This is a genomic window from Pseudanabaena mucicola FACHB-723 (assembly GCF_014696385.1).
In the GTDB taxonomy this organism is placed as follows: Bacteria; Cyanobacteriota; Cyanobacteriia; order Pseudanabaenales; family Pseudanabaenaceae; genus Pseudanabaena.
On sequence record NZ_JACJQB010000016.1, the window covers coordinates 31,893 to 43,557 of the forward strand.

At 40.9% G+C, this 11,665-nt stretch carries 13 protein-coding genes; 4 read left to right on the plus strand and 9 right to left on the minus strand.

The genetic code is table 11. The annotated features are described in order from the left end of the window. Positions 1–19: 19 nt before the first annotated feature. Together H6F41_RS09800 and H6F41_RS09805 are read right to left on the minus strand one after the other, a co-directional pair. A complete protein-coding gene (locus tag H6F41_RS09800; protein ID WP_190403298.1) occupies positions 20–856 on the minus strand; it encodes a macro domain-containing protein in 837 nt (278 codons plus the stop codon). A 62-nt stretch (positions 857–918) separates the two neighbouring features. Beyond that, a complete protein-coding gene (locus tag H6F41_RS09805; RefSeq protein WP_190403299.1) occupies positions 919–1,479 on the minus strand; it encodes a toll/interleukin-1 receptor domain-containing protein in 561 nt (186 codons plus the stop codon). A gap of 423 nt (positions 1,480–1,902) precedes the next feature. Between H6F41_RS09805 and H6F41_RS09810 the strand changes: the two genes are divergently transcribed. Beyond that, positions 1,903–5,052 (plus strand): efflux RND transporter permease subunit, encoded by a 3,150-nt coding sequence (locus tag H6F41_RS09810; RefSeq protein WP_190403300.1) that lies wholly within the window; start codon positions 1,903–1,905, stop codon positions 5,050–5,052. Positions 5,053–5,088: 36 nt separating this feature from the next. Beyond that, positions 5,089–5,589 carry a hypothetical protein gene (locus H6F41_RS09815; protein WP_190403301.1) on the plus strand — a complete coding sequence of 167 codons (501 nt, stop codon included), beginning with the start codon at positions 5,089–5,091 and terminating at the stop codon, positions 5,587–5,589. On the opposite strand, the gene H6F41_RS09820 is transcribed toward H6F41_RS09815, so the two are convergent. Next, positions 5,586–6,266, minus strand: coding sequence for a Crp/Fnr family transcriptional regulator (locus H6F41_RS09820; protein ID WP_190403302.1), 681 nt, complete (start codon positions 6,264–6,266; stop codon positions 5,586–5,588). The two genes, H6F41_RS09815 and H6F41_RS09820, sit on opposite strands and share 4 nt — an antisense overlap. 233 nt (positions 6,267–6,499) lie before the next feature. Between H6F41_RS09820 and H6F41_RS09825 the strand changes: the two genes are divergently transcribed. Next, positions 6,500–6,874 (plus strand): group I truncated hemoglobin, encoded by a 375-nt coding sequence (locus H6F41_RS09825; protein ID WP_190403303.1) that lies wholly within the window; start codon positions 6,500–6,502, stop codon positions 6,872–6,874. Between the two features lie 89 nt (positions 6,875–6,963). Here the strand turns inward: H6F41_RS09825 and H6F41_RS09830 are convergent, their stop codons facing one another. The 6 genes from H6F41_RS09830 to H6F41_RS09855 all read right to left on the minus strand — a co-directional run bounded on the left by H6F41_RS09830 (position 6,964) and on the right by H6F41_RS09855 (position 11,142). Beyond that, positions 6,964–7,731, minus strand: coding sequence for a sterol desaturase family protein (locus tag H6F41_RS09830; RefSeq protein ID WP_190403304.1), 768 nt, complete (start codon positions 7,729–7,731; stop codon positions 6,964–6,966). Between the two features lie 40 nt (positions 7,732–7,771). After that, complete coding sequence (locus H6F41_RS09835; RefSeq protein WP_190403305.1) at positions 7,772–8,188, minus strand: YggT family protein; 417 nt, start codon at positions 8,186–8,188, stop codon at positions 7,772–7,774. Positions 8,189–8,554: 366 nt separating this feature from the next. Continuing rightward, the gene (locus tag H6F41_RS09840) at positions 8,555–9,055 is read right to left on the minus strand and encodes a hypothetical protein (protein ID WP_190403306.1); all 501 of its coding nucleotides are present in this window, start codon (positions 9,053–9,055) and stop codon (positions 8,555–8,557) included. An 89-nt stretch (positions 9,056–9,144) separates the two neighbouring features. After that, positions 9,145–9,393: a GlsB/YeaQ/YmgE family stress response membrane protein gene (locus tag H6F41_RS09845; protein WP_190403307.1), complete on the minus strand. Its 249-nt coding sequence runs from the start codon at positions 9,391–9,393 to the stop codon at positions 9,145–9,147. 94 nt (positions 9,394–9,487) lie between these two features. Next, positions 9,488–9,811, minus strand: a complete 324-nt coding sequence (locus H6F41_RS09850) for a hypothetical protein (RefSeq protein ID WP_190403308.1) — start codon at positions 9,809–9,811, stop codon at positions 9,488–9,490. Positions 9,812–10,380: 569 nt separating this feature from the next. Then, positions 10,381–11,142: a DUF305 domain-containing protein gene (locus tag H6F41_RS09855; RefSeq protein ID WP_190403309.1), complete on the minus strand. Its 762-nt coding sequence runs from the start codon at positions 11,140–11,142 to the stop codon at positions 10,381–10,383. 137 nt (positions 11,143–11,279) lie between these two features. Here H6F41_RS09855 and queD point away from each other — a divergent pair, with 137 nt between their 5' ends. After that, positions 11,280–11,657 carry a 6-carboxytetrahydropterin synthase QueD gene (queD, locus tag H6F41_RS09860; protein ID WP_190403310.1) on the plus strand — a complete coding sequence of 126 codons (378 nt, stop codon included), beginning with the start codon at positions 11,280–11,282 and terminating at the stop codon, positions 11,655–11,657. Positions 11,658–11,665: the final 8 nt, after the last annotated feature.

Consider the following 11,665-nt stretch of genomic DNA (forward strand, 5'->3'; position numbering starts at 1 on the left):
ATGTTTTCCTTTGATTCACTTACAAACCATTCTTGGCCGATTTAATATCCAATAGGTTAATTCTGTCTATCTTACTTGCGTGTATAATAATGTGTAACTTTGCTGGATACTTAAACCGCATTTCACTAATTCTAAATGTCCAAAGCATTATTTTCAATAAGTCTTCATCACTGATATTTTTGTGTTCTTTGATGCGTGTTATTCCTGAACCAAAGATAGGAACTGAAACGCTCTTTTGTGCGTACACCCTATTAACCTTATCCCAGAATCTAATTAAAAAACTGAGATAATCTGGCATTGTCAGCCAAGCTCTATTTTGCTCATCAAACTTTGAGAACGCAGTCAAAATATATTCGTTGTAAACACAGATAGTCCCAATACTATATCGTTTTTTCTTGCCAAATCTTCTAGCTGTATTTTCTTCTAAAGTCTCATCATCATCGAACGAATAGTTCTCTATGTATTTATCTAATTCGGCTACAGGAACCTTAAGGTAATCGGTAATAAAAATTCCATTGAGTGACTGTTGAGAAATTATCTTGTCATCGACCTGAGTATCAAAATACTCATTAAATGCAATGACTTTGAATCCAGATTGCTTAAAAATATCACCTTTCTTTACGGTGACAATGCTTCCCTCGACATCTAGATTGACTTCTTCTAAGTTATTGGAATTAAACCACAAGAAGGCATATGTAACGAGTAGTATTGCTGCAAAAATGCTACCAAGTGTTAGTTTTACCTCTTTAGGTATCTCAACAAATATCAGTAGGAGAGAAAGTCCTACGCTTATTCCTGATGTAAATTCTAGGAATTGTTTGATAATTCTCTTGTCAAACAGATTAACTTTGATCAAAGCCTCCTCCTAAACTTCAATTTTCTTGTTTTTGCCAAATCATATCAACGATTAATACATTGTTATCGATAGATATACACATCTGGTATTGCTTTCGTATTTACCATAAAGTCATTATCTTGTAGCGATTTGGTAATAAGAGCTTTATTCATAGGGACATGCAAAGTTGGAACTTTATTCATTGAGTCCCTTAGTATCGGTAACTTATCCCATAAATTCTTAATCTCGTTTTTTAAAGAGCCATTCTGCAAAAGGCTTTCCTTGGTTTCGTAATCAGGATAGATAATAATTATCGGAAGCCCCAACACATTTATTCCGTAGTCTATTTCCTCTCTTAGTGCGCGAGAATTTACTGTCCTTTTACTGAGGAACAGGATTACATTCTTTGAGTTTCTAAGACGTTCTCGAAGTCTTGGCTTTAAAGTTGACTCCCAATCACTACCATCTCGAACACTGTATGTTTTGTTATGTGAGTCGTTAAAAGGAAATGATAAGTCCCATCCTTTCCATGCTCTCAGTAAATTGTAGTAAACAAAGTCTTTTGCTTTGTGTGCGCCTAATGCTCCTTCGTTAAATGGTTCAGCAACGTAGAAAGCACAGTAATTTCCATTTTTGTATGACATTCTTTCCTCAATACTACCTTTGTCAATTAACGATGATGCTTGAATAAAGGCTTAGCTAACTGTGTATCATCTTGCAGAATAAATACTTATACAAGGTCAATATCACATAACGTGTGAGATAAAACAACCAAATAAGTATAATAACAAGATTTTTACAGGATAATATACCTAAATAGGTTTTTATCGAGCAAAATGCAGCATAACATTTCTAAACCTATGCTGAAAAATAATCCACATATCCCCTCCACAACCGATCAAGTTGGGTGATCGCCGCGAAAACCACTGGTTCCCGTTAGTGATGCAATTCGAGTCAAGCATCACTTCTAGGATTTGCTTTTTCATGCTCATTTCATTTTCTTGTGAAACACTACAGTCTGTCAACTTCTGCAGCTACAAAAGCGGAAGGAGAGCCAGAATAAACCTATGCTCAACTCTATTCTCAAATGGTCGATCGCTCAGCGTTGGTTAGTTGTCATCGGCGCAATTGTAATTACCATTCTTAGCAGTTACAACCTGACGCGGATGCCACTGGATGTATTTCCTAGCTTCGCGCCGCCACAGGTAGAAATCCAGACAGAAGCCGAGGGTTTAGCTCCTGAAGAAATAGAATCATTAATTACCTTGCCCATCGAAAGCGCCGTTAATGGTACTCCCGATGTTGTGACTGTGCGATCGGCTTCAGCCGTGGGCATTTCTACGGTCAAAATTATTTTTGATGGCAACACAGATATTTATAAAGCACGTCAATTAGTGGCCGAACGCTTGCAGCAAGTGCGCGCTAAATTGCCTGAGAATGCTAAAGAGCCAGAAATATCACCAGTTTCTTCACCGATTGGCACAATTTTGATGTATGCCTTTACCGTGGAAGAGAATTCCAATAATTCAGAGCCAAAAACTGACTTAATGGAAGTGCGGCGACTGGTCGATCGCAATGTTTCCAATCGCATCTTGGCAGTGGCGGGGGTATCACAGGCGATCGCCTATGGTGGTGATGTTAGGCAATATCAGGTTTTAGTCGATCCTGCTAAATTAGTTGCTTTTAATGTTTCTTTGGAGCAGGTGACTGAAGCCGCGAGTCAGGCAAATCTCAATGCCGCAGGTGGATTTTTAATTACGACCGATCGCGAAGAAATTATTCGCGGGGTGGGGCGGATTGAAACCGTTGAACAGTTAGCAGAAGCAGTGGTGACGGCTCGCGATGGTAAGCCTGTGAAGTTGAGCGATGTTGCCGAGGTAAAATTAGGAGCCGCCCTCTCGCGGGGAGATGGTAGTGTCAATGGCAAGCGGGCGGTGGTATTGCTAATCAATAAGCAACCCCAAGCCGATACCCCTACCGTGACCCGCGCTGTCGAAAAAGCGATCGCCGAAGTTCAAGCAGCACTTCCCAAGGATGTAAAAGTGCAAGTTACCTTTCGCCAAGAGAGCTTTATTGAATCAGCGATCAATAATGTGCGTGACTCCCTCCGTGATGGCATCATCATCGTTGCCATCATCATGATCATGTTCCTGATGAATTGGCGCACTGCCGTCATTACCCTCAGTGCGATTCCTTTATCAATTCTGATTGGAATGCTGATTTTGTCATGGTTCGGACAAGGCATTAATACGATGACTTTGGGGGGGCTGGCAGTGGCGATCGGTTCGGTAGTCGATGACTCCATCGTTGATATGGAAAACTGCTATCGCGGAATGCGTCAGAACCAAGCGGTCGGCAATCCCAAACATCCATTTACTGTGGTTTATGACACTTCCGTAGAAGTGCGCGTCAGCGTGATTTTTTCCACGATCATTATTGGTGTAGTTTTTGCGCCGATTTTTACGCTGACGGGAGTGGAAGGAAATATTTTTGCACCGATGGGCGTGGCTTATCTTATATCCATTTTTGCCTCAACCCTAGTGGCGATGACCCTATCCCCTGCCCTCTGTGCGATTTTATTAACTTCCTGTCAACTACCTAGCGATGAGACATGGGTGAGTAACTTTGCTCAGAGGCTCTATCGTCCTTTGTTAAATCTATCCATTCACCGCCCCAAATTAATTCTATTTCCTGCGATCGCCGCCTTAGTTGCCTCTCTAATCATCTTGCCCACCCTCGGTCGAGTTTTTCTACCCGAATTCCAAGAGCGATCGCTAGTCAATACGATATTGCTTTACCCTGGCACTTCGCTGGAACGAACAAATCGCATGGGCTTAGCACTTCAAGACGCACTCAAGGATGATCCAGACTTCACAACCGTACAGTTACGCTCTGGTCGCGCCCCTGGGGATGCGGATGCGGGAGGCGTAAACCTTGGTCATGTGGATATAGAACTTAGCGATCGCGGTATCCAAGATCGCGCAGGTAGCATCGCTAAACTACGTCAAGAATTTAATAAATTGCCTGGAGTCGCTTCTAACATCGGCGGTTTTATTTCCCATCGCATGGATGAAGTCCTCTCTGGAGTTCGCAGTGCAATCGCCGTTAAAGTGTTCGGTCAAGATTTAGAAGAATTAAGGGCGATCGGTAGAGAAGTGGAAACTGCGATGAAGGGTATTGATGGGCTGGTGGATTTGCAACTGGAGCCGCAAGTTCCTGTTCGACAATTGCAAATCAAATTTGATCGACCGATGGCAGCAAGGTATGGTTTAACGATTGGACATCTCGCCGAAATGGTAGAAACTTCCCTCAATGGCAAAACGGTATCCCAAGTTTTGCAAGGTCAGCAATTATTCGATCTAGTCGTATGGCTGAAACCTGGAGCCAGAAATAACCTTGATGTAATTCAAAATCTATTAGTCGATACCCCCACAGGGCAAAAAATTCCCTTATCACAAGTTGCTCAAATCGAATATGGTACAGGCGCAAATACGATCAATCGCGAAAATGTTTCCCGTCTGCTCGTAGTTTCGGCTAACGTATCGGGACGGGATTTGCGATCGCTAGTCAACGAGATTCAGGAAAAAGTCAAGCAGCAGGTAATTTTACCCGCTGGCTATTTTATCCAGTATGGTGGACAGTTTGAATCCGAAGAACGCGCTACCCAAAATCTACTTATCTTTGGCAGTCTCGCCGCTCTAATTATCGCAGTGCTGATGTATTTCGCCGTCAAATCAATTCCTGCGATGTTAATGATTATGGTGAATTTACCCCTCGCTGTAGTCGGTGGCATTTTAGCGATCGCAATTAGTGGCAGCGTTATTTCTGTCGCATCCCTAGTTGGTTTCATTACCCTATTCGGAGTTGCTGTGAGAAATGGATTGCTACTAGTCGATAACTACAATCAAAAATTTGCCAAGGGAATTCCCTTCCAGCAAGTAATTCATGAAGGCTCGATGGAGCGTCTAGCTGCTATTCTGATGACTGCCCTCACATCGGCGCTCGGCATGGTTCCTCTTGTCATTGGTACAGGTGCGGGCAAAGAAATCCTGCAACCTCTTGCAGTTGTTGTTTTAGGCGGTTTAGTCACCTCTACGGCTCTAACTTTATTGGTACTACCTGCCTTATATTCCCAATTTGGGAAATATGTCACACCTAAACTAAAAAAAGAGCTTGTGTCTCCTACTACGCAGGAAATACAAGCTTCAAGCCCTTAAAATCTCACACAATCTTTTACAAGGAAATCTATTTATATGCGATCGCCTAAACTTCTACTCATTAGTATTATTTTTGTAAATATCCTAGCGGCTTGCAGCAATAGCCCGACTAGCTCAAGTCCCACAACAAGCCCCATCGCTGTCACCACAACAGAACCAAGTCCTCAAACTGTCACTAAAACAGACACCAAAGCTGCTCAAAAACCAGAAAATCATGGCAAACCCAATCAGGGTGGACAAGTCGTTGAGGCTGGCGCTTATCATTTAGAACTGTTAATGGTTAAAGAAGAAAATAATATTCATCTCGACTTCTTCTTGCAAACAGGAGACAATCACGAAGCGATTCCTGATGCTAAGGTGACAGCACAAGTTCAGTTTCCCGATGGTTCTCAAAAATCCTATGACCTAGCCTATGATGCGCCGAATAAACATTACGCCACCAACTTACCCAGCAGTGCTTCAGGCGAATACAAAATTGTAGTTCTCACCGATATCAAGGGTGAAAAGGTGAATGGACGCTTCAATTTTAAGTTTTAATTACTGATATCTTGCAAGCGCTCACGATCCAACAACTCGACCTGTGAACCTTTGATCGTAATTAATCCTTCATCACTGAGACGCGAGAATGCTCTAGAGAGAGTGGCGGGAATAGTCCCTAAACTAGCAGCTAGTTGAGTTTTAGTCACATCTAGCTGAATAATATGATCGCTATTAACTCGATCGCTCAAATCCAATAGATAAGCTGCTAATCTTTGTGGCACTTCTTTAAACGACAGATCTTCTACCATCTGCGCCAATTTGCGCGAGTGATTCGCCAAACTCGTTAACATGTTAATTGCGATCGCAGGATATTGATGAAGCAAATCTAAAAAAGCTAACCGAGGAAAGAAAATTAATTCCGTGTATTCCAAGGCGATCGCAGATGCTGGAAAAGTTTTGCCATCAAAAGCGGGAACTTCAGCAAAGTAATCAAACTTCTTCAACAAGTGTAAGATTCGTTCTTTTCCATTGAATGCCGTTTTAAACACTTTAACACGACCAGTCTGGATGATAAAAAATCCTGTGGCTTCACTACCCTGATGGAAGATATAATCAGCTTTTTCAAAGGTTTGTAGATGAGCAATCTGCGCTAAAGGTATCAATTGCTCTGCTGATAATCCTTGAAAAATCAAAACCTTTTGTAACCAGTTGCTCAAATCGACGCTATTTAACATTTGCTTCAATATTAAAATCAAAAATCAGAGCGTGATTCGTCTGCTTTGCGGGCAACTCATGCTTCTGGGTTTTAAGGTTATTTATGCTGAACTACTTATTTAACTGAATGCGATCGCTCAAGAATCTGCATTGAGACTTCTTTAAGAATATTTTAAGATTGGTTTTGACTTAAGTCAAAGACTAATTACAATACTTTCTCCTATGCTGTCAGCATTCGCAAACAGGAAATTCCATGGCAACATTATTTGAAAAACTTGGTGGCGCAGCCGCCGTTGATATCGCTGTCGATCGCTTCTACGAAAGAGTATTACAGGACGATCGCATCAAACACTTTTTTGCTAATACCGATATGCAAAAGCAACGGATGCACCAAAAAGCGTTTCTCACCTATGCTTTTGGCGGTACTGATAAATACAGTGGAGCGCAAATGCGTGAAGCTCACAAGGATCTAGTGGCAAAGCAGGGGTTAAACAGCGCTCACTTTGACGCAGTTGCCGAGGATTTGATGATTACCCTCAAAGAAATGGGGGTATCCGATGATCTTTTAGCAGAGGTGGCGGCAGTCGCGGCGGCTCCTCAACATAAGAAAGATGTCTTGAACGGCTAAGTATTTTGTCGAAAGTGCTGTAAAGCAGCGCTTTCGACTTAGAACAAACAAGAGACTAAAAAATATGGCAACTTTTTCCCAAGCAAAATTTAAGCGCGATCAGTTGTTAGTTGCTCATTTAACCTTTCTACAAATTTGGGATCTTCACTCTTGAGGAACTTATCCCAAAATGTGAAATAAAGACCATAATGCAAACTGTATTTCAGATGATGAATGGAATGATGCTCTGGCCCAATAAACCACTTACCTAGCCAATGGTGCGGAAAAGACGGAGGCAGTCGATCAATTCCTAAATGGTTTAATACTGCCCAAATTGTCATTGTGGTTAGGACTGAAATTAAAGTGATGAAGTGTAATGGAATAATACAAACTACACTAATGAGAAAGAGAGAACTCACGATCGCTTCTAGGGGATCAAAGGCAAAGGAAGTCCAAGGCGTAGGATAGCGAGATCGATGGTGTCCTTGATGTACCCAATGAAAAATTGCTGGATGATGAAATAAGCGATGGGTGAAGTAAAAGTAGGTATCTTGAAGGATTAAAACTAGGATATAGCTTATGCCTAGATACCACAGCCCGTACTGTTCTGGATCGCTGTATAGGCGAGTAAACCCCAAACTATATCCCGATAAAATTAATGCTGATGCGATCGCAAAAACTGCCGCCGACAGCACCGAAAGCTTAATATCACTTTGAATTAATTCCCAAGAAGGATTTTGTGGTACGGGCTGACCTGAATCAGATTTCCGTAATGATGAATAGAAAAATAAGTACATTCCCCCTGCTACTAGAAAATATCTGACCAGAATAATTCCAAAAAGTGCAATGCCATAGAACCAAAATGAGTGATCTAACAATCGAGCCTCCTTGCGGCATCCTTGAGCCAAGAAATTATATTTATACTCTGTTATAAAAAATAAATCTGACTAAAGAAATTATGAGATAACTCAAGAGTGCATAGGCAACAATTGCAATCACAATATTCACATCAAAGATATTTGTCCCAGCATCGGAAGTAGGACTAACAAATAAAGTGGAAAATGGAGCAATAAAAGGTGCAGACAAATTATTAATCAGTCTGGCAAACTCATTTTGCATGTTCGCACCAAATAGGCGAAGGACAAATCTTAGTCCCAGCAATATTTCGATTATCCCCCCTAACCAGTAAATACTATTCACTATCCAGCGATAAGTATTACTACGTTGAGCAGTACCTAAGCGGTTTTCTTCTTGTCGAAGCCGAAAGGTTTCTTCATCCTGCCGTAAGTCTTGCCGACGTTCTAGATTGTTCTCATCACGCTGATTATCTTTCATTGTTAAACTCTTGAATTTTTAAAAAATAAATTTGATATTGTTCCTATGAAATATCACGCACTTAATTTAGAAACTGTTTCAGCGATCAGAGATTTCAGTAGCTTTCTAGAAAAAAATTGAATTATGTTCATCCCCCTACTATTTCATGAAAACTTGTAAAAGGGCAAGCCCCTGAAGAGGGAGTACGTCAACTAGGCACAGTTTATCTTTTGCCTTCACGCCCGACTTCCTTAACTAGGCACAGTTTATCTTTTGCCTTCACGCCCGACTTCCTTGTAAATCTTAGAACAATATTTGAATCGTCAATAGATGAAGATATAGCTAAAGAGAGAAAGAGTGCTAAGTCCTACTTTCTCTCTTTAGAGCTTAACTTCTCAATCGAGTAGAAGCTCTATCCCACGCATCTTTCACCGCATGTTTGGCTTGTTCCCAAGGTAAACTTCCAGTCTGATTAGCTTGATAATCACGCTGCAAATCTGTCTCAACTTCGCTATAAGTCCGACCACTATGCCCATAGCGCTCATAGCCTTCATAACCAGTGCGATAGGCTGGTTGATAATCTTCGTAGGTTTTATCTGAATCAACATAGGTGCTGGAAGTATAGGTCTCCTGCCAATTGGTTTCTTCAAACGTAGGATTTACTTGCTCAGCCACATCCTTGCCAGCTAAACCGCCAACGACTGAGCCAATGACAGCACCAACTACAGCACCAACTGGCCCGCCAACTGCACCACCGATGACTGTAGCAACAGTGCCAGCACCTGCGGCTCCTACTCCTGTTCCCACGGGATGCGATCCTACTTCTCCAGAAATAGGATCGAGATTAGCATCGGCTTGGGTATTGGGGTTTGTATTTCTATTAGTCATTGTTCTTAATCCTCTAAATAATCTATGAGTGACTTGCACAAAATCTTGAAATTGAAAGTAGGTTTTTTAACCTAACGCAAACAGGTGAATTAGGAATTTCTGTTGACTAAGCGAATACCGTAGAGTAAAACCACTGCGCCAATGGTTGCTACAATCAAGCTGCCGATCAATCCACTACCTGTAGAGACTCCAAAGGCATTAAATAGGAAGCCACCCAACAACGCGCCGACAATACCAACAATAATATCGCCGAGCAAACCGAAGCTGCCGCCTCGAACTATCTGACCAGCTAAGGCTCCTGCCACTAGTCCGATTAAAATAAACCAAATAAATTCCATACATTTTTTCTCTATTTATCTATTCAAATCTATTGAAAATTGATGGAACTGATTGAATAGTCATAGCAAAGTGATGACTATGTAATTACTAAATTTACTTGCCTAAAAATTCTTTGACAGAATCAATGGCTTCATCGACTTTGTTGCCAGCTTTCTCAGGTAAATCTTTGGCTCCATTTTTCATTGCATTGGTGCGATCGCTTGCCATTGACTTAGCTTTGTCTACACCATCACCAATTTTATCTTTGACATCTTTAGCAACTTCTTTCGCTTTGCCAATATTTTCCTTGGTGCTGTCTGTAACTTGGTCGATCGCCCTGTCAGTCTTCATACCTTGAGTTGTCTCGCTAACTTTATTGCCGAACAACCCAGCCAAAGGAGATGCAATCGCCTCAGGACTAAAGAATGTAACTTGCAAAAGTAAAACCAACGCGCAACCAAAAAGAGATAGAAAGGTGTTTTTAAAGCTATTTCTCACGTTAACTCTAATCGCATTAATAAGAGTGCTGAAAAAACTATCACTTGTTGTATTTAAATTTTGATTTTTCATTTTTACCTAAATTATTTTGTACGTAATTTATTCACTTAAATCCAACATAACAATCCGATGTTTTATTTCATGATTGCGTAATGTATAAATTGGGTGAATTGTACTAAAATAAAATAAAAATTAATGACTAGCTCTCTGCATATATTCTTACAGCGCCTTGCGCTTACTTAAAACCCAGCAATATTTTTAAAAGCGGCGCAAAGCGCCGCTTTTAAAAATATTGCCGTATTACTCAAAGCCTCAATAATCTGTAATTAGCTAGGCACAATTAGATATTAAATATTGGATGATATAACTGCATTTGCGGCAAGCAAAAATAGATAGGTCAAACCAAGAGCGTATTAACTTTTGGAAGGCTAGAGGAATTGATGTCACATAAAAATAAATTCTAGATTAAATTTGAGAGGTAAATATAAGATCTACGTCTCAAATTTAATCTAGAACTTGTTATACCAAACCCTCATTTGGTCAATCTCTTGACTTTGCGATCGCAAAATATTTTGAGCAAGCTTACGCATTTCAGGGCGATCGCTATCCACGATCATATTGCTCATCATCAACGCCATCTTATGATGGGGAATCATTTCTGCTAAGAATTCCTTGTCAAAATCACTATCCTTAGCAGTTTCCAGCTTCTTGAGATCAGTAGCCATCATGTTCATACCCATCTTGCCCATCCTATTGCTAGGCATACCCGTCATGTTGCCCATACTCATCATGTGAGTAGAAGGTTTCATCGGACGGCTAGCCATATCTGGAACATCGGCTTTATACCATTGCTTATACCAATCTCGCATTTGCATAATTTCGAGATTTTGGTCACGTTTGATTGCTGTCGCTAGTTTCAGAACATCAGTATTTTTCGATCGCTTGAGTGCCAGATCTGCCATCTTTACGGCTCCGTCATGGTGCGGAATCATCATCTCAATGAAGTGGCGATCGGCAGCTTCACCTGTCGTCATCATCATGTGATTAGACATCCCTTGATGGGGCATCATGGCAGCATTTGTGTCACTAGGACAAGCTCCCGCATCAAAAGGTTTAGCTGGAACTTTGGGGGTTTGTGCTTGGACAAGGCTAGTAGTTGCGATCGCAGTCACAAGACCAACAACCCCCAATAGCCATAATTTATTAAGCTGGTTAAGCTGGCGATTGGATTGATTTGCTAGATTAGAGTCTCTAGGTTCTGTAAATTTCATAACTTTTCTCCTAAGCTCATGGGTCTAGGTTATGTCAAAAAAATGAAACCAGCATGAAATTAACTGTTAAACAAGGTTAATTCAATAAAACTTAATCCAAGTGATGATAGAAGTGAAGATAATATCAAGGTTGTTGTATGTGGATTATCTCTAAAGAATTTCGATTTGAAGCGGCGCATCAGCTACCGCATCATGATGGTAAATGTCAACGTTTGCATGGACACTCATTTGTGGGAATTATCTCGATCAAAAGTGATTTTCTGCAATCTGAAGGTTCACAGATGGGCATGGTGCTAGATTATGGGCTAATCAAAAAACACATTCAGCCAATGGTTGACAAATATCTCGATCATCATTATCTCAATGAGTCAACTAGGCTAGAAAATCCCACTAGTGAGGAGTTAGCTAGATGGATTTTTAACTACCTCCAAAATGATGGTTTGGATGGTTTATATTCTGTAGAAATCCGTGAAACCTGCACAGCTAGCTGTATCTATTTTGGCGATCATCAATAGAGAATCTA